This is a genomic window from Lacinutrix salivirga (assembly GCF_053604675.1).
Map to the genome: position 1 here is coordinate 1 of NZ_JBSHNP010000072.1, position 473 is coordinate 473.

Annotated in this window: 1 protein-coding gene; it reads left to right on the plus strand. The window is 48.0% G+C overall.

Annotated features, from left to right (window positions below):
- Positions 1-473, plus strand: a 473-nt coding sequence (locus ACVC5O_RS02745; protein WP_452219934.1) for a hypothetical protein, incomplete at both ends; no start/stop codon positions are given.

The window sequence follows — 473 nt, forward strand, 5'->3', positions numbered from 1 at the left end:
GTAGTCACGCCAGGCGGCAGTTTCGATTTTAGCACACCAGTAACGGATGGCGCATTAATAGATATGGCCACAGGCGAAGTGACAATGGGAACACCAAGTGCGACCTATATAATAGAATACACAACAAATGGTGCCTGTCCAACCACTACAGCATTTAGTTTAACCCTACTACCAAGCGAAGACTCAAGTTTTAGTTACACACCAAGTTGCGAAGGCGGTTTAGTCACCACTGAAGCCACACCAGGCGGAACATATATTTGGACAGTACCAGCACCAACCGATGGCGCACTATTAGATAGCGCAACAGGCGCAATCACCTCAGGTATTCCAGGAGCAACCTACTCAGTAGATTACACGACCAACGGAGCCTGTCCATCGACAAGCACCTCTACAGTCACAGCCTATTCCTTACCAACAGTAGTAGCACCAACCGACTTAGAAGTTTGTGATGATGGCACACCAGATGGTATGAC